This is a genomic window from Halorubrum sp. Ib24 (genome assembly GCF_002252745.1).
Taxonomy (GTDB): domain Archaea; phylum Halobacteriota; class Halobacteria; order Halobacteriales; family Haloferacaceae; genus Halorubrum.
Genome location: NZ_NHOX01000024.1, coordinates 99,959 through 116,915, shown reverse-complemented (window position 1 = coordinate 116,915; position 16,957 = coordinate 99,959). Strand labels below are relative to the sequence as shown.

Below are 16,957 nucleotides of genomic sequence, written 5' to 3'. Positions count from 1 at the left end.
AGCGACTTTTCACGGTGACCCCGCACTCTCGACGCATGACGGACGCCTTCGGCCGCGCGATCCGAGACCACTTCCGCGGCGAACGGGACGAGCCCCTCCTGCACCGGGACGCCGAGGAGACGGTCGAACACCCGATCGAGGCGTTCTACTTCGCCGACTTCGACCCGAGCGAGGACCCGGCCCACGAGTGGCTGGCGTCCCGCCTGCGGGGTCCGCTCGTCGACCTCGGCGCCGGGACCGGGCGACACGCGCTGTACTTCCAAGAGCGGTTCGAGACGGTGGCGATCGAGCCGAGCCCCGCGCTGGTCGAGACGATGCGGGAGCGCGGCGTCGAGGACGCCCGCGAGGGCGACATGTTCGCCCTGCGCGAGGCGTTCCCGCGCGACCGGTTCGGCTCGGCGCTCGCGAACGGGACCCAGATCGGGCTCGCGGGATCGATGCGGGGACTCACCGAGTTCCTCGGCGACCTCGCGTACGTGACGACGCCGGACGCGACCGCCGTCGTCGACTGTTACGACCCGACGCACCCGGCGACCGCCGACCTCGTCGGCTACCGGGACGACCCGACGCCGGGGCTCGCGCACCGCGTCATGTTCTTCGAGTACGAGGGCGAGACGAACCCGATCCTCCAGCTCCGGCTGTTCAGCCCCGCGCGCCTCCGCGAGGCCGCGGTCGGGACGGGCTGGGCGGTCGAGGAGGTCGCCCGCGGCGACGACGAGAACGGGTACCACTACCGCGCCGCGCTGCGGAAGCGGTAGGAACTGGAAAGACCCCCCGCGTTGCCGTCGCCGTCTGCCATCGCGTCGCTGTCGCGGTCCGCTACCACGCCGTCAGCGCCGCGCGTCCGTGATCGCGTGCGAGGAGCACGAGGAAGGTCAACACGCCGGTGACCGCGAACGCGCCGCCGACGCGGAAGACGGACGCCATGCTCACCTCGACCATCAGCCAGCCGGCGATGAGGGGTCCCGCCACGGAGCCGGGCCGCCAGACGAGCTCGCGGATCCCGAAGCTGGAGGCGACGCCGCCGTCGTCGGTCCCTTCGACGGCGAACAGCGCCATGCTGGCCGGCTCGCGGAAGGAGTCGGCGACGCCGAGCAGTCCCGAGAAGGCGACGAGGGGCAGGTACGCCGGCGGCAACTCTCCGAGGACCGGCAGCGTCACGTCGGCCCCGAGCGCGGTCCCGATTGCGGCGGAGAACGGGATCACCATCGCGATCAGGCCGTACGCGCCGCCCCCGGTGAAGACGAACAGCGAGCGACCGTAGGCGTCCGAGAGCCGACCGGTGAACAGCTGGCCCACCATGTTGGTCGCCTTCTCGGCGGTGACCGTCACCGCGATGGCGACGGCCGCGACGCCGAGGCCGCCGCCGGTCATCGACGTCCCGGCGTAGATCGGCACCCAGGTCCGGACCATGGTGACGGCGAAGGCGTACTGCGCGCGGAACCCCGTGATCGTGAGGATCTTCCGGTTGACCGCGAGCTCCGAGAAGGGGAACCCCTCCACCCTGGTGTCGTCGTCGTCCAAGACGAGCCACGTGACGACCCACCCGACGACCATCAGCCCGGAGATGATCGCGAAGATCGGGCCGAAGCCGAGCGCGTCGTAGATCGCGCCCGCCGACAGCGACCCGGCGATCGAGGCGGCGAAGGAGGCGGCGTTCGCTTTGCCGATCTTGTCCGCTCGCGTCCCGACGTCAGCGATCTGGCCGACCAGCGACAGCGTCATCAGTCCCGCCCCGGTGACGACGAGTCCCTGCAGGGCCCGGACGAGGATGAACGAGGCGGAGGAGTCGACGAGCGGGAACAGAGCGTAGACGCCGGCGCCGACGCCGAGGACGACGAGCAGGACCGTCCGCTTGTCGAACCGATCGCCGGCCCACGCCAGCGGGACCACGGCGACGGTCTGTGCGAGCGTGAACCCCGTAGTGTACATCCCGATGATGAACCCGGCGGAGATGGAGACGCCCAGCGCCGTCGTCGCCTGCGGGTCGAGCGCGTTGATGTACGGCCCGAGAAGCGTGATCAGGGTGATGAAGCCGAACCCCTCGGCGAACCGCGTGAGGTAGAGCGCCCAGAACTGTGATCGGATCGCCCCGTTCCCGGCGTCCGCGTTGTTCACACCGGATCGGCGCGCAGGCGGTCAAAGTGGGTTTCGATCCGACGGACGTGGCCGGATCGTCGACGGAGTTATGAATCGGCCACAGCGTTCTCCCGGCGTGGGCGACCCCGCCTGCGACCGTCGGTTCTGCCTCGAGTGTGACCTCGCGGTAACGCGGGTCGACGACTCCTGTCCGGAGTGTGGCGCACCGATCGACACTCCCGACGACGACCGAGACCGGACCGTCGCCGAACTTGTCCCGGCCGCTCTACGACAGCGCGTCGCCGAACTTGTCCCGCCGGAAGAGGTCGATCTCCTGTGCCGACGACCCCTCGCGCGTGGCCGCGAAGGCGATCGCCTCGGCCACCTCCTCGGGCTCAGTCACCGTGCCGGGTTCGAACCGCTCCTCGAACGGCTCGCCGTCCTCACTGCCGAACTCCGTGCGCACTTCGGAGGGGTTCACGACGGAGACGGCGACCCCCTCGTCGCCGACCTGCGCCGCGACGCTGTGCGCGAAGCCGCGCACCCACCACTTCGTCGCGGCGTACACCGGATTGAACGACCGCGGGTACTGGCCCGCGAAGCTCCCGACGACGACGAGCGTCCCCTGACTCTCCGTCAGGTGCGGGAGCGCTTCCCGCGTGAGGAAGAACGTCCCGTCGACGTTCGTCTCCTGCATGGCGAAGTACTCCTCGTCGGTCATCTCCGCCACGTCGCTGCCGCGGCCGACCCCCGCGTTGGAGACGACGACGTCGACCCCGCCGAACCGGTCGATCACCGCCTCGACCGCCGCCTCGCTCGTCGCCCGGTCGCGGATGTCGCCGTCGACGACTAACGTGTTCGCGTCGTGTTCCGCCTCCAAATCCGCCGCCAGCGACTCCAGCGCCTCGCGCCGGCGAGCCAGCAGCGCGACGTTCGCGCCCCGCGCCGCCAGCGCGTGGGCCGTCGCCTCGCCGATTCCGGAGCTCGCGCCGGTCACCAGGGCCGTCGCGTCGTCGAGCGTGGTCATGACCGACGGATCGCGGGGGGCGAGTATAAAACGTCGCGTCGGGGAACCGCCGGCCCACTCGACGGCTTCGGACGGGCGGGTCCGGACCGATCCTCCGATGAGCCCGACCGGGCCCTCACTCGTTCTGGACGAACTCGCCCGAGCAGTCGTACTCGATCAGTTTCACCTTTCCCTCGGCCTCGACCGTTCCGTTGTAGGGATCGGCTCGCTCGTACCGCTGGTAGACGGTCACGTTCTCGACGCGCGTCTCGTGGGAACGGTTCCAGTCCGCACAGAGGTAGTTCGCGAGGTACGAGCGGTGGTTCTCGTTGTCGGTGGAGCGGACGTTCCCGAGGTACTTCCGCCAGCGCGAGGTGGGGTAGGTGGCCTCCGCACGCGGCGGCCGTTCGAAATCGACCGCCGAGTTCCGTAACACGTCCCGTTCGGTCCCGTTTTCGAGGGTTCCGGGCGCGACGAACCATCGGGTCGTGTGGGTGGGATCGGGGGCGAACATCCGCCACGACTGGTCCATGTCGACGGCCTCCAAGACGTCCTCACCGGGTTCGGGGACCTCGGCGTAATCGACCGCCTGCGCCCCGGAGAGAACGATCAACACGAGGAACACGTACGGCAGGACCGTCGAGACGAGGACGCGTCCGCCGGCGAGCGTCCCGGTGAGGTCCGCATCGCGGAGACCGTCGAGGCGTCCCGGCGCGACCGGGCGTGAGAACGGCGCGCGCCGAGGGAGCGACGGAATCGCTCTCGCCGCGGACTCGAGACGGGCGCGCCAGCGGGCGAGCGGCGTCGACCACCCCAGACTGGCGACGGCGCGTTCGGCGGCGTCCCAGACCGCCGTCTGAAAGAACGGGATGAAGCCGACGACGACCGCGATCGGGAACAGATCGATCCGCATCGTGACCGCCATCCCGAGGTGCATACCGACGAACAGCGAGGCGATCGCGGCGCGCGGGACGCCGCTGAGCAGGAGCAGCAGGGGCGACGCGAACAGCAGGGCGAGCCACGCGACCGTGAGCACGCGCAGCAGGCCGTGGAACTCGGCGATGTGATTGCCGAGCAGGTAGGTGAAGTGGTCGGCCTGCATGACGTACGCGACCGCCTCGCCGCTCATCCAGAGGTCGCCCCCGCGCTTGTGGACGGCGTTCGTCACGTACATGATCAGCATCTGGAGCAGGACCGCCATCGTGGCGACGTTCGCCACGGCGGGGCCGGTCGGACCGGATGTCTCGGAGCCGGCGTCGTTCCGCGTCGCGGAGTCGGCGTCGCTCTTCAGCCGCGGACTCGCGTCGGATCCGTCCCGACCCGCCCGCCCCCGCCGGGCGCGTCGACGCGACCAGCGCTCGCGGAGCGGGAGAACACGCTCCAGATAAGCAGCATGGCAGCAGGCTGTCCCCCGCGTTCAACACCATGCGGGTTGCCGGGGCTTGCACGGAGAGCAGCAGCAGCCAGGAGACGAGCGCCACCGCGCCGCGTCGATACCCGACGAGGAGGTGAGGGCAACGCGCCAGGCGACGGCGAACAGCAGCGCCGGCCCACGGTTTCCCCGAGAGCGTGTGCGGCAAAGGGGAGTCGTCGAGTAGTCCACGACGTACGCGCGTCGCGGGAGCACGCCGTAGTCGGTGTAGAAGGCCGTCAGCGAACGCGAGCGCCGCGCGAGGTCGGCGAGCAACAGCGTCGCGAGCCCGATCCGAAAGGCGGCGAGCGCGCGCAGGTCGACCGCGACTCGCGCGGCGAGCGCCGCGGAGAGCCGATCGACGGCGTTCGAGAGTCGGGACCGAGCGGTGTCGGTGGAGGGCGTTCGTTCCATAATTTCGTAGCGGAGAGTTCAGCAGGAATCTCAGTTCGGCCGGGATAAGCTTGTTGTATATTGAAACGTTCGTTTGACTCTCGCCGCGTCGGCCGCGAGCGGGATACAGTCGGGGCCGCGGCGACCGGAAGCGTGAACTGGGGCGGGTGCGTACGACCATACCGATGGACGCAGAGACCGCTGAGGCCGACGCGATCGTGCTCTTCGACGGCGTCTGCAACCTCTGTAGCGGGTTCGTGCAGTTCATTCTCCCGCGCGACGACGAGGGCAAGTACCGGTTCGCCTCACTGCAGTCCGACGTCGGACAGGCGCTGCTGGCCGAGCACGACCTGCCGAGGGACGAGCTCGACTCGGTCGTCCTGATCGAGGACGGAGAGAGCTACGTCAAGTCGGCGGCGATACTCCGGATCGCGACGGGACTGGGCGGTTTCTACCGGCTCCTCTCGCCGTTCCGGTACCTGCCCCGATCGGTCCGCGACCGTCTCTACGACTTCGTCGCCGACCACCGATACCGGTGGTTCGGCAAGAAGGACCGGTGTATGATGCCGTCCGAAGACGTCCAGTCGCGGTTCTTGGAGTGAGCGGGCTCGCTCGGGCCCCTCGCGCTGCGACGGCTACCTAAGTGGCTCATCGCTCGCTGACTCGGTATCCGTCCTTCAGAAAGCGGGCCGGGCGCGAATGTTGAACTACGAGAAGACGATCGCTCGCTTCGCTCGCGCTGCGACTTCTCTACTTCAAATCGCGCGAATCGCTTCGCTCGTCGCGGAGTGCTCCTCGCAGAAGCGGGCCGGGCGCGATTTGAACACGCGACCGACGGATTAAGAGTCCGTCGCTCTCCCTAACTGAGCTACCGGCCCTCACCGAATTCTACCCGTGTCGACGTAAAAGACCTTTTCATTCGGCGGCGTCGATTCACGCGGTGTCACGGTCATTTCTCGTCGGTGGGTCCCCCTGCCAGCGTCGTCGTCGGAGTCGCCCGAAGCCGGCGCCGCTCCCCGTCCCACGCGGAGAGCGCACTCGTTAAGTGTGGTCCCGGGGAAATCACGTGCAATGAGTAGTGGGGCATCCGGATCCGCGCGGACCCGATACGCGATCCTCGGCTGTGGAAGCGTCGGACACGCCGTCGCGGAGGAGCTGACGGACCGCGGCAAGGACGTGCTCATCCTCGACCGCGACGAGAGCCGCGTCGAGGCGCTCCGCGACCAGGACCTCAACGCCCGCGTGCAGGACATCGCCGAGCCCGACGTTGTCGCGGAGCTCGACGACCGCGACATCGTGCTGATCCTCGCCAGCGACGTCGAGGCGAACAAGGCGGCCGTCTCGGCGGTGCGCGACGTCGGCGGCGACCACCACGTCGTCGTCCGCGCCTCCGACCCCGTCAGCGAGGACGAGCTCCGCGACCGCGGCGCCGACGTGGTGATCAACCCCTCGACGGTGATCGCCGACAGCGCCCTCCAGTCGCTCGAAACGGGCGAGCTGGAGTACATGGCGCGCCAGCTCGCGGAGATCATCGAGGAGGGCGGCGGCCGGATGGCGATCCTGACCCACGACAACCCGGAGCCGGACTCGATCGCGTCGGCGACAGCGCTCCAGGCGATCGCGGACGCGTTCGGCGTCGAGGCCGACATCCTCTACTCGGGGGACGTGGGCCACCAGGAGAACCGGGCGTTCGTCAACCTCCTCGGGATCGACCTCGTGGCGCGGTCGGACGCGCCCGACCTCTCGGAGTACGAGACGGTCGCCGCGGTCGACCTCGCGAAGTCGGCCGACGACGGCTTCGACTTCGACGTCGGGATCGACGTGTACATCGATCACTTGAAGGCGGACGTCCCGTTCGACGCCCGGTTCGTCGACGTGCGGACCAACGTCTCCTCGACGTCGACAATCCTCACGAAGTACCTCCAGGAGTTCGACCAGTCGCCGACCGAGGCGGTCGCGACCGCGCTCCTGTACGGGATCCGCGCCGAGACGCTCGACTTCAAGCGGGACACGACGCCCGCGGACCTGACCGCGGCCGCGTACCTCCACCCGTTCGCGAACCACGACACGCTCGAACAGGTGGAGTCGCCGTCGATGAGCCCCGAGACGCTGGACGTGCTCGCGGAGGCGATCCAGAACCGCGAGGTGCAGGGGAGCCACCTCTTCTCGACGGCCGGCTTCATCCGGGACCGGGAGGCGCTCGCGCAGGCCGCCCAACACCTGCTGAACTTGGAGGGGATCACGACGACCGCCGTCCTCGGGATCGCCGACGACACGATCTACCTCGCCGCGCGCTCGAAGGACATCCGCCTGAACATCGGGAACGTCCTCGACGAGGCGTTCTCGGAGATGGGCGACGCCGCCGGTCACTCCACGCAGGGGTCGCTGGAGATCCCGCTCGGCATCTTCACCGGTATCGAGGCGAGCGGCGAGAACCGCGACACCCTCCTCCACCTCACCGAGGAGGCGGTCCGCCGGAAGCTGTTCGACGCGCTCGGCGTCGAAGCCGGGAGCGGGAGCGACGGCGGGAACGGGTCGTAAACCAGCTACCGGTTCGGCCTCCACCGCCGGATCCGTTTTACTCGTCTGACCCGTACCCGGAGCTACGCGGCTGCGCGATCACCATGCACGTTCCCGAGGACACGCCGGACGCCTGCCCCGCCTGCGGCGATCCCTACGAGTCGGTGTCTCGCCACGCCGACGGGTTCGTCGTCAACCTGCTCGACAACGAGCGGTATCAGCGTGTGTGCTTCGATCCCGCGAGCGACGGCGACGGCCCCGCGCTCGACTGTTATCACCACACCCACCGACAGGCCGGCGGCTCGGCGGGCGAGCGGTCGGAAGGCAGGTAACGTCGCACCCGACGAGCGGTTCGGTCGCCGTCGGTCAGAAGCCGTCGGTCAGAAGTCGTCGCCGTCGGTGATCGAGGTGTACGAGCCGATCAGCGCGCCGGAGAGGTCGACGCCCTCCAGCGTGACGCCCTCGTCGATGACGGAGTTACGGATATCGGAGTCGGTGATCGTCCCGTTCGGGAAGACGACCGAGCGGTCGAGCGTCGAGTCGGTGACGGTCGCGCCCGACATGACGTGGACCACGTCGCCGAGGTCGGACCCCTCGACGGTCGCGTCGTCGGCGACGAGCGTGCCGCCCTCGAGCGCGTACTCGACCGCGTCGAGGTAGCTGTCGGCGGTGCCGATGTCGAACCACGCGCCGTCGAAGGTGAACGCGTGAACCGGGCCGCGCCCCTGGAGCCACTGGAGGAACCAGCCCGGTTCGTCGGGGTTGTTCCCGTCCGAGAGGTACGTCGAGAGGTCGGGGAGCGTCTCCGCCGGGAACGCGTAACACGCGATGGAGACGAGCGTGCTCTTCGGGTCGTCGGGCTTCTCCTGGAAGTTCACGACCTCGTCGCCGTCGAGTTCGACGAGCCCGTACGACTTGGCGCGTTCGCGGTCCTCGACGTCGTAGGCGGCCAGCGTCGGCGCCCCCTTCGACTCGAAGAAGTCGGCGAACTCGGCGAGATCGAAGCTGATCATGTTGTCGCCGGCGACGACGATGAGGTCGTCGTCGACTCCCTCGCGGTCGACGAGCTGTTCGAGCGCCCCCACGACGCCGAACTTCTCGTCCTCCTCGACGGTCTCCTCGACCGAGAGCGTCGGCTTCTCGAACGGGCTGTCGCTGAGGTACTCGTCGAACGTGTCCGCGAACCGCTCGTTCGTGGAGACGAACACCTCGTCGACGCGGTCGTCCGCCTCGAAGTCCTCGAATATCTCGTCGATGACGGTGTTTTCCCCGACCGGGAGGAACATCTTCGGTCGGTGCTCGGTGATCGGCCAGAGTCGGGTGGCGTAACCCCCCGCGAGTACGACGGCTTTCATATCACCCCCGTCTCACCCCGGTGACATACTTCTTTTGCTCGTGTCAACCACCGAAAACGCAGGCGGCGGCTTCGTCTTAGTCGCTCAGGCGTTCGGTGTCGATGCTCACGCCCGGCGGCGTGACCACGAGGAACCCGCGGAAGTGCATCAGCTCGCCGCCCATGTCCTTCACCTCGCGGGCGAAGCCGGCGGCGAGCTCGTTGAGGTCGCCGTCGATCGACAACACCAGCGTGTTCCCGTAGTCGACGCTGCGGACCCACTCCTCGGGATCGGTGGTGCCGTCGAGGACGCCGAGGACGACGTCGCCGGCGGCCGCGAACGCCTCGTCCATCTGCTCTTCCGCGTCGCGTAAGTCGAGGTCCCAGTCGCTCATACCTCAGGGTCGCGAGGCGGCGGCAAAAACGTTCGGACCCGCCGAGTGCGTCGCACGCCGGGCGCCACCGCCCGGTCGCGGAGTCGTTAAGTGCGCTCCGGCCCCAGCGGGCAACATGGAACGCACGCGGCGGTCCCTGCTCGCGGGCGCGGCGTCGGTCGGCGTCGTCGGCGCGGCGGGATGTCTCGGCGGCGGAGGCGGCGGCACTACCCTCGACATCAGCGGCGTCGACCTCGACACCGGCGAGTACGACTGCGACCTGGCGGAGCCGTCGGACCCGAACCTCGACCACCGGCCGACCCTCGGCGACCCCGAGTCAGACGTGGTCGTTCGGGCGTTCGAGGACTTCACCTGCGGTCACTGTGCGAGCTACACGCTCGATCACTTCCCGGCGATCCGCGAGGAGTACGTCGAGTCCGGCGAGATCCGGTACGAACACTGGGACTTCCCGATCCCCGTCAACGAGACGTGGGCGGTCCCCGTCGCCAGCGCGGCCCGCGGCGTCGGCGCCCGGAACGGCTCCGAGGCGTTCTTCGAGTTCGCCTCGGCGGCCTACGAGTCGCAGGGGAGCTACAGCGGCGAGGCGATCGGCGCCGCCGCCGAGGCCGCGGGCGCTGACCCCTGTGCGGCGATGTCGGACGCGCGGTTCGCGGCGTACGGGGAGGCGTCGGCGGACGACAGGTCGGAGGGAACGTCGATGGGCGTCGAGGGGACGCCGACGATATTCGTGAACGGCGAGCCGGTCGACACCTACGAGGCCGCGACCGTCGGGGCGGCGATCGACGAGGCGCTGTAGTCGCGACGACGACGCCCCCTCCCGTATCTCGCGCCGATGACCCTGTAGCGTCGGTCTTTTGCCCGTTCGACTCGTTTTATAAGGCAATGAGCGACGACGACCGCGGGGAGCGACGGCTGCTCGGCGCCGTCGTGCTCGCGGTGCTGATATCGCAGGTACTCCTCTACCCCGGCGTGCCGGACCTCGTGGTCGCCCTCGGCGCGCCGGCCGGCATCGACGCCGGGATGTGGTTCCTCGTCGCGGAGTTCGGCGCCTTCGTCTCCTTCGCGGTCGTCTGGGGGGCCGCCAGCGACGCGCTCGGGAAGCGGGTCCCGCTGATCGTCGCCGGCGCGCTCGGCGGGGCGACCTCCTACCTCGCGCTGGCGGCGGTTCCGGGGCTCGGACTCGGATTCCGAGCCGCCCTCGTCGTCCGCGTCGTCGGCGGTGCGCTCACGATCGGCGCGTTCTCGCTCGCGATCACGTCGCTGATGGATCTGCGCGGCGGCAACGGGCGGAACATGGGCGCCGCCGGCACGGCGATCGGACTGGGCGCGGCGGTCGGCTCCGTCGTCGGCGGCGCGCTCGCCGACCTCGACCCCTTCTACCCGGTGTACGCCGGGGCGGCCGTGCTGGCGGTCGCGGGGCTGCTCGCGTCGATCGTCGACGACTCGACGGCGACGCCCGGGCGGTCGGTCGAGGACAGCCGTGAGGACGCCGGCTTCCGTCACGTGCTCTCGCGGGCCCGGACGACGCGCGGGCTCCTGGTTCCGCTGGCGTTCGGGTTCGTCGACCGGCTCACGGCCGGCTTCTTCGCGCTGGTCGGCGTCTACTACTTCCAGGACCCGGGGACGTTCGGCCTCTCGGCGGCCGGTGCGGGGGCGACGCTCGCGCTCTTTTTCGTCCCGTTCGCGCTGCTCCAGTCCCCGTTCGGATCGCTCTCCGACAGGGTGGGGCGGTTCCTGCCAGTCGTGGTCGGCTCCGTCGCCTACGGGGTCGCCACCGTCGGCGTCGGCGTCGCGCCGGTCTACCCGCTCGCGGCCGGGCTGATGGTCCTCGTCGGCGTCTGCGGCGCGCTGATGGCGCCGGCGACGATGGCGCTCGTCACCGACCTCGTCGAGCCCGAGGCCCGCGGCGCGGCGATGGGGCTGTTCAACGTGTTCGGCTCGCTCGGGTTCCTCGCGGGCTTCCTCGTCGGTGGGAGCGCCACGGAGGCGTTCGGCTACACGCCGGCGTTCCTCGCGGTCGGCGGACTGGAGCTCGCCATCGCGCTGGCGCTGTTCCCGGCCGTGCGGGCGCTCGCGCCGGGCGAGGGCCTGCTCGGGCTCCGCGGCGACGCCGAGCGTTCGACCTCGGAGTAGGTCGCCGAGTCGAGCCTTTTTAAGCCTCGCGCGCCCTCCGTTCGGGCAACCGATGGACATACTCGTCGCGGGCGCGGGCGAGATCGGCCGGTGGATCGCCGACACGGTGTCGGCCGACGAGTCGCCGGTAGAGGCGACGCTCGCGTTCGCCGACCGCGACCCGGACGTCGCCCGCGACGCCGCCGCCTCGCGGGACGCGACGACGGTCCCGGTCGACGGCGACACGACCCACGACGCGGTGTGTCTCGCGGTGCCGATGTCGGCGGTCCCGGCCGCGGTCGAGGCGTACGCGCCCCGCGCGGATCAGGCGATCCTCGACGTCTCCGGCGAGATGACCGACGCGGTCGCCGCGATGCGCGAGCACGCGCCGGGGCTCGAACGCGCGAGCTTCCACCCCCTGTTCGCGCCGCCGCGGGTCCCGGGCAACGTCGCCTGCGTGGTCGACGAGGGCGGCCCGGTCGTCGAGGGGATCGCGGCCGCGATCGAGGCCGGCGGCAACGAGGTGTTCGAGACGACCGCCGCGGAACACGACCGGGCGATGGAGACGGTGCAGGCCGGCGCGCACGCGGCCGTCCTCGCGTGGCGGCTCGCGGGCGACGACGTGCGCGAGGAGTTCCACACGCCCGTCTCGGCCGCGCTCGACGACGTCGCCGACACCGTCACCGAGGGCGCGCCCGGCGTGTACGCCGAGATCCAGCGCGCCTTCGACGGCGCCGACGACGTGGCCGCCGCGGCCCGCGAGATCGCCGACGCCGACTCGGACGAGTTCGCCGACCTGTACGAGGCGGCGCGCGGCGACCGCGAGGGACGGGAGCGACACGAGTGACCGACCGACGACCACGAGTGAGCAGACCGACCACAACAGTGATTCCATGATAGACAGAGACGCGGTCCGGAACAACGCCAACTACCTGCGCAACGTCAGGCCGATCGACCCCGAGGAGATCGCGGAGTACGTCGAGGGGACGCCGCACCCGGCGGTCGTCCGCGAGACGCTCCGCGAGGAGGCGTTCGACCTCCGGCTCCGCGAGCGGGACGACGGGAGCTTCGAGCCGGTCCCCGAGGGGCCGATCCCCGACTCCGAGTGGTCGCCGACGGCGTTCCCCGAAAATTACGCGTTCGCCCTCGAAGACCTCCTCGTCGCCGAGTTCGGCGCGAACTGGCACCGCGGCGAGTCGGGCGCGGAGCTCCGCGAGGCGGTCCGGCGGCTGAAGACCGACTACCTCTACGAGAACGACGTCGAGTACGGTCGGATGGCGGCGCTCGGCTACGCGATATACCACCTCCCCGCCTACTACGCGACGATCGGGTACGTCCTCGACGACCTCGCGGAGAACGGGCTGCTCGACCGGACGCTCCGCGTCCTCGACGTGGGCGCCGGCGTGGGCGGGCCCGCGCTCGGCCTCCACGACTACCTCCCAGACGACGCCGTCGTCGACTACCACGCGGTCGAGCCGAGCGCCGGGGCCGACGTCCTCGACCGGCTGCTCGACGAGACCGGCCGCAACTTCCGCGCGACGATCCACGAGACGACGGCGGAGTCGTTCCTCGGAACCGGCGGGAGAGACGCGGAGTTCACGTCCGACGACCCCTTCGATCTGGTCGTCTTCGGGAACGTGCTCTCGGAGCTCGCGGACCCGGTGGCGGTGGTCGACGCCGCGCTCGACCGACTCGCCGACGACGGGAGCGTCGCCGCCTTCGCGCCCGCCGACCGCAACACCGCGATGGGGCTCCGGGAGATCGAGCGAGCGGTCGTCACGCCGACGAGCGACGTCGACACGTACTCGCCGACCGTCCGGCTGTGGCCGGATGCGACGCCCTCGGACGGCGGCTGGTCGTTCGACGTCGCCGACGACCTCGACGCGCCCCCGTTCCAGCGGCGGCTCGACGAGGGCGCCGACCGCGGCGCGACCGACGAGCCGGGCGAGTTCGTCAACGTCGACGTGCAGTTCGCGTACGCGATCCTCCGACCGGACGGGAAACGCCGGGTCGACGTCCGGGCGAACGACGGCCGCTGCGCGCGGATGGCGGACTCCGAGGAGCACGTCACCGACCGCGTGAACCTTCTCGCGGTGAAGCTCAGCCACGACCTCAGCGCGGGCGACAACGCCCTTTACCGCGTCGGCGACGGCTCGCAGACCGTGGATCACTACCTCGTCTGCACGCGCGAGACCGTGCTCAACGAGGACCTCCGGCGGGCCGACTACGGCGCGGTCGTCTTCGTCGAGAACGGCCTCGTGCTCTGGAACGACGACGAGGACGCGTACAACGTGGTCGTCGACGACGAGACGGTCGTCGACATGGTCGCGCCCTGAGGACCGGTCGGCCTCCGTCGCGACGCGACGGCGACCGAACGCCGATCGCCCTCCCCCGGGATCACGGAAAACCGTTCGCGGTCGACCCGTTCGGACCGCCGTTCACGGCCGACCCGCTCGGACCGACCTCGTCGCGGACGGCGAAGTAGAGGACCCAGACGACGACGCCGCCGAACAGCGCGGCGAGCGTCCACGCGATCGCGTGGCGGCTGTTCCGGTCCGTCGCGTCCAGATAGACGAGCAGGGACACGAGCAGCGCCGGAACGACCAGTATCCCGAGGAGGAGGGCGGCAACGAGCAGTTCCGGACCGCCGGCGACACCGATCTGCAGGGTGGAGGGCATGCTGTCCTTTCATTTGGAAAATAGGTAAAAAAGGATTACTTCCCGCCGACCGGCTCGATCAGCTCCGGCGCGTCGACTCCGGGCGAGTTCACCCGGCTCGACACCGGGTACGCCGTCAGCTCGTCGGCCGGGTACGGGTCCAGCAGCGCGGCGGCCTCGTCGGGGTCCCCGCGGAGCCACGTCTCCTCTTCGTCCGGCGCCAGGAGTACCGCCATCCGGTGGTGGAGGCCGGTGACGAGGTCGTTCGGCTCGGTCGTAACGATCGTGAACGTCTCCACGGGGCCGTCGGTCTCGCCGTCGTCGCTCTCCGCCGACCCGCCGCCGAACGCCCCGAGCCCAGTCTGCGTCGTCTCGGGCTCGGGCGGCTCCCACCGCTCGTAGAGTCCCGCCATCGCGAACGGCCGGTCGTCCTCGAACGCGACCCGGTAGGGCGTCTTTCCGGAGCCGCCCCGTCCGCCGGATCCGCTCCGCTCACTGGCTCCGTTCGGTCCGCCGCCGTCGACCCACTCGTAGAAGCCGTCCGCGGGCACGAGACACCGCCGTCGCTCGAAGGCGTCGGCGAAGCTCCGCTTCTCGCGGACCGTCTCGGCGCGGGCGTTGATGAGGCCGAACGACTCGTCCGCCCACGAGGGGGTGAGTCCCCACTCCATCCGCGTCGCGGCGGTCGGGTCCTCGTCCGTGATCACCGGGAGCTCCTGGCCCGGCGCGCAGTTGTAGCTGGGTTCGACGCCGCCGAAGTCGGCGCCGAACCGGGCCTCCAAGTCGGCGGCGGCGGTGAAAAGCGTATAGCGGCCGCACATTGATAGCGGATGTTGGCGCCGCCGATACTTAAGTAACGGTCGGCCTCGGCGTCGGTCCCCACCCGCGCCGCCTCCCGTCGGGTTTTTGCCCGCGCGCCGCCGCGGTCGGGTATGCGCATCGAGAACAGCTTCATCCCGGTCGAGGGAGTCGGCGAGACGACGGAGCGCAGGCTCTGGCGCGAGGGCGTCACCACCTGGGAGGCGTTCGACCCCGCGGTCGACGTCGCGGGCGTCGGCTCGACCACCGCCGACCGGATCGAGTCGTTCATCGCCGAGGCGCTGACGCGCCTCGACGACGGCGACGCGGCCTACTTCGACCGGACGTTCCCGAGCGGGGAGCGCTGGCGGCTCTACGAGAACTTCCGCGAGGAGACCTGCTTCTTCGACATCGAGACGACGGGGCTCGACGAGCACCGCGACCGCGTGACGACCGTGAGCTTCCACCGCGACGGGGAGACGACGACGCTCGTCGCAGGCGACGACCTCACCGCCGACCGCCTGCGCGAGCAGTTCGCCGACGCCAGCCTGCTCGCGACGTTCAACGGCGCGCGGTTCGACGTGCCCTTCTTGGAGGCCTCCTTCGGGATCGACGTCGACACGCCGCATCTCGACCTCATGTACCCCTGCAAGCGGATCGGGCTCTCCGGCGGGCTGAAACCCATCGAGAAGGAGATCGGGATCGACCGCGACCGCCCGGACCTGTCGGGCCGGGACGCGGTCCGGCTCTGGCGCGAGTACGAGCGCGGGGACGCGGACGCGCTCGACACCCTCGTCTCGTACAACCGCGAGGACACCGAGAACCTCCGAACGCTCGCCGACGTCGTCAGCGAGCGGCTCCACGAGGACGTGTTCGTCGGCGCCGCCGCGGAGCGCTAAGGAGAGAGGACCGACGGCTCGACGGCGGCTACGTCGGCTCCGCGTCGGGGTCGACCGGCGCCTCGGCCGTCTCTGAGCCCGTACCGTCCTCCTCACCGTTCCCGTCAGGAGTCGCGTCGGTCTCCTCGGAGACCGACTCGCCGTCGCTCTCCGGTTCCTCCCCCGCGGCCGCCTCCGCGCTGACGATCGGCGGGTCTTCGCGATCCGACTCCTCGTCTGGCACCGACTCCCCGTCGGGGTCCGACGCTTCGTCGGACTCGGCCGCGTCGTCGTCTCCGGCGCTCTCCTCGTCGACGGTGCTTTCTCCGTCTTCAGCACTTTCCTCGCCTCCGGCGCTCTCTTCCTCCCCGGCGCCTTCCTCGTCGCTCTCGGCGGCGTCCTCGCCGTCGTCGGCCGCTTCGACGCCCTCGTCCGACTCCTCTCCCGCCTCCTGGACCAGCTTCATTTCGCCGCGCGCCCGGAGAGAGCCGTCGATCTCGGCGCCGTCGTGGACGACGAGGTCGCCCGCCGAGACGTCGCCGAGCACCCGCGCGCCGGCCTCGATGGTGACCGTCCCGCCGCGAGTCGTGACGTCGCCGTGGATGACCGTGTCGGCGCCGACGGTCACGCCCTCGCGGGCGCGGAGGGAGCCGAACACCTCGTTGCGCTCGCCGACGTGTACCGATTCGGCCCGGAGGTTGCCGTGGAGCCGGCAGTCGTCCCCGACCGTCGCGGGCGTCGAGACGCGCCACGCGTCGTCGGAGATCTCGGCGCCGCGCGGCACCAACAGGGGGTCGCGCACGTCGTCGCCGTCGGCGAGCGCCTCCGCGAGCTCGTCGGCCGCGTCGGTCTCGCCGACGCGCAGGAGCTGGGAGAGGACGATGAAGTAGAAGACGATCGTTGGGACGGGGTTCCGGATGACGATCCAGCCGTTCGCCTCGAACCCCTCCTCGATCGACACGTCGTCGCCGATGTCGAGGTCCCCGGAGACCATCAGCCGGCCGGTGACGGTGACCCGCTCGCCGAGGTACGCGTCCTCGCCGACGAGCACGTTGCCGTCGACGGTACACCACGTGTCGAGCCGGCAGTCGCCCTCGGCCTCGATGTCGTTCCCGACGCGCACGCGCTCGCCGATGGCGACGTTGCGCCCGCGCAGGCCGAACTCCACCGTCGACTGGCCGCCGACGAGCACGTCGCCGTCGACGACGAGGTCGTGCTCCTCGACGGTCGTCCCGGACGGGACCGCGAGCTCCTCTATCGGACCGTCCCCTCGCAGCGACACACCGGGAGAACTCCCTCCGCGCGTATAAACCGTGTGGGGACGTCCGACGCGCGTCGGACGCCGGCGCGGAAGGGTCGACGCCCCGGCGGGCG

General features: G+C 70.3%; 15 protein-coding genes, 1 tRNA gene and 2 pseudogenes. 9 read left to right on the top strand and 9 right to left on the bottom strand.

From position 1 onward, the window contains the following. Window positions 1–35: 35 nt before the first annotated feature. Window positions 36–758: a methyltransferase domain-containing protein gene (locus DJ82_RS05990; RefSeq protein WP_094581297.1), complete on the top strand. Its 723-nt coding sequence runs from the start codon at window positions 36–38 to the stop codon at window positions 756–758. Between the two features lie 61 nt (window positions 759–819). On the opposite strand, the gene DJ82_RS05985 is transcribed toward DJ82_RS05990, so the two are convergent. The 3 genes and pseudogenes from DJ82_RS05985 to DJ82_RS15685 all read right to left on the bottom strand — a co-directional run bounded on the left by DJ82_RS05985 (window position 820) and on the right by DJ82_RS15685 (window position 4,910). Next, on the bottom strand, window positions 820–2,118 hold the full coding sequence (locus DJ82_RS05985) for an MFS transporter (protein WP_094581296.1): 1,299 nt from the start codon (window positions 2,116–2,118) through the stop codon (window positions 820–822). 247 nt (window positions 2,119–2,365) lie between these two features. Continuing rightward, a complete protein-coding gene (locus tag DJ82_RS05980) occupies window positions 2,366–3,106 on the bottom strand; it encodes an SDR family oxidoreductase (RefSeq protein WP_094581295.1) in 741 nt (246 codons plus the stop codon). Window positions 3,107–3,221: 115 nt separating this feature from the next. Continuing rightward, window positions 3,222–4,910 (bottom strand): annotated as a pseudogene (locus DJ82_RS15685) (HTTM domain-containing protein). A gap of 164 nt (window positions 4,911–5,074) precedes the next feature. Here DJ82_RS15685 and DJ82_RS05970 point away from each other — a divergent pair. Next, window positions 5,075–5,491 (top strand): thiol-disulfide oxidoreductase DCC family protein, encoded by a 417-nt coding sequence (locus tag DJ82_RS05970; RefSeq protein WP_094522369.1) that lies wholly within the window; start codon window positions 5,075–5,077, stop codon window positions 5,489–5,491. 202 nt (window positions 5,492–5,693) lie between these two features. Here the strand turns inward: DJ82_RS05970 and DJ82_RS05965 are convergent. Further along, window positions 5,694–5,767 (bottom strand) — tRNA-Lys (locus DJ82_RS05965). A gap of 193 nt (window positions 5,768–5,960) precedes the next feature. Between DJ82_RS05965 and DJ82_RS05960 the strand changes: the two genes are divergently transcribed. Continuing rightward, on the top strand, window positions 5,961–7,430 hold the full coding sequence (locus tag DJ82_RS05960) for a DHH family phosphoesterase (RefSeq protein ID WP_094581294.1): 1,470 nt from the start codon (window positions 5,961–5,963) through the stop codon (window positions 7,428–7,430). Between the two features lie 83 nt (window positions 7,431–7,513). Further along, window positions 7,514–7,741, top strand: a complete 228-nt coding sequence (locus DJ82_RS05955) for a hypothetical protein (RefSeq protein WP_094522367.1) — start codon at window positions 7,514–7,516, stop codon at window positions 7,739–7,741. A 48-nt stretch (window positions 7,742–7,789) separates the two neighbouring features. On the opposite strand, the gene DJ82_RS05950 is transcribed toward DJ82_RS05955, so the two are convergent. Both DJ82_RS05950 and DJ82_RS05945 read right to left on the bottom strand, forming a co-directional pair. Continuing rightward, window positions 7,790–8,764, bottom strand: a complete 975-nt coding sequence (locus DJ82_RS05950) for a sugar phosphate nucleotidyltransferase (protein WP_094581293.1) — start codon at window positions 8,762–8,764, stop codon at window positions 7,790–7,792. Window positions 8,765–8,843: 79 nt separating this feature from the next. Next, window positions 8,844–9,137 (bottom strand): annotated as a pseudogene (locus DJ82_RS05945) (DUF5779 family protein); the annotation flags it as partial. A gap of 115 nt (window positions 9,138–9,252) precedes the next feature. Here DJ82_RS05945 and DJ82_RS05940 point away from each other — a divergent pair. From DJ82_RS05940 to DJ82_RS05925, 4 genes are all read left to right on the top strand, one after another. Beyond that, on the top strand, window positions 9,253–9,933 hold the full coding sequence (locus DJ82_RS05940) for a thioredoxin domain-containing protein (RefSeq protein WP_094581292.1): 681 nt from the start codon (window positions 9,253–9,255) through the stop codon (window positions 9,931–9,933). An 86-nt stretch (window positions 9,934–10,019) separates the two neighbouring features. Further along, window positions 10,020–11,270 carry an MFS transporter gene (locus tag DJ82_RS05935; RefSeq protein ID WP_094581291.1) on the top strand — a complete coding sequence of 417 codons (1,251 nt, stop codon included), beginning with the start codon at window positions 10,020–10,022 and terminating at the stop codon, window positions 11,268–11,270. Window positions 11,271–11,322: 52 nt separating this feature from the next. Further along, window positions 11,323–12,096, top strand: a complete 774-nt coding sequence (locus DJ82_RS05930; protein ID WP_094522362.1) for a prephenate dehydrogenase — start codon at window positions 11,323–11,325, stop codon at window positions 12,094–12,096. 46 nt (window positions 12,097–12,142) lie between these two features. After that, window positions 12,143–13,585: a small ribosomal subunit Rsm22 family protein gene (locus tag DJ82_RS05925; protein ID WP_094581290.1), complete on the top strand. Its 1,443-nt coding sequence runs from the start codon at window positions 12,143–12,145 to the stop codon at window positions 13,583–13,585. A 61-nt stretch (window positions 13,586–13,646) separates the two neighbouring features. On the opposite strand, the gene DJ82_RS05920 is transcribed toward DJ82_RS05925, so the two are convergent. Together DJ82_RS05920 and DJ82_RS05915 are read right to left on the bottom strand one after the other, a co-directional pair. Further along, entirely contained in the window at window positions 13,647–13,928 is a 282-nt protein-coding gene (locus tag DJ82_RS05920) for a hypothetical protein (protein WP_094522360.1), read from the bottom strand. Between the two features lie 35 nt (window positions 13,929–13,963). Further along, window positions 13,964–14,728: an SOS response-associated peptidase gene (locus DJ82_RS05915; RefSeq protein WP_094522359.1), complete on the bottom strand. Its 765-nt coding sequence runs from the start codon at window positions 14,726–14,728 to the stop codon at window positions 13,964–13,966. A gap of 111 nt (window positions 14,729–14,839) precedes the next feature. On the opposite strand from DJ82_RS05915, the gene DJ82_RS05910 reads away from it, so the two are divergent. Continuing rightward, window positions 14,840–15,604, top strand: a complete 765-nt coding sequence (locus DJ82_RS05910) for a ribonuclease H-like domain-containing protein (RefSeq protein WP_094581289.1) — start codon at window positions 14,840–14,842, stop codon at window positions 15,602–15,604. Between the two features lie 28 nt (window positions 15,605–15,632). Here the strand turns inward: DJ82_RS05910 and DJ82_RS05905 are convergent, their stop codons facing one another. Further along, entirely contained in the window at window positions 15,633–16,865 is a 1,233-nt protein-coding gene (locus tag DJ82_RS05905) for a polymer-forming cytoskeletal protein (RefSeq protein WP_094522357.1), read from the bottom strand. Window positions 16,866–16,957 lie beyond the last annotated feature (92 nt).